Genomic DNA, 248 nt, shown 5'->3' with positions numbered 1-248 from the left:
TCCGCAACGAACTCGGTCGTCAGCGCCATGAAATCGAGCTGATTGCCTCGGAAAACATCGTTTCGCGCGCTGTTCTCGAAGCGCAGGGTTCCATCCTCACCAACAAATATGCCGAAGGCTATCCGGGCAAGCGCTATTATGGCGGCTGCCAGTATGTCGACGTCGTGGAAGAACTGGCCATTGAACGCGCCAAGAAGCTCTTTGGCTGCGAATTTGCCAACGTTCAGCCGAACTCGGGCAGCCAGATG

The 248-nt window shown here is 56.0% G+C and carries 1 pseudogene; it reads left to right on the top strand.

Annotated features, from left to right (window positions below):
- Positions 1-248: pseudogene (glyA, locus tag P8629_RS12450) on the top strand (serine hydroxymethyltransferase); the annotation flags it as partial.

Source organism: Hydrogenovibrio sp. 3SP14C1, from assembly GCF_029625905.1.
In the GTDB taxonomy this organism is placed as follows: Bacteria; Pseudomonadota; Gammaproteobacteria; order Thiomicrospirales; family Thiomicrospiraceae; genus Hydrogenovibrio.
The sequence above is the reverse complement of the archived record's forward strand: the minus strand, read 5'-3'. Positions and strand labels throughout refer to the sequence as shown.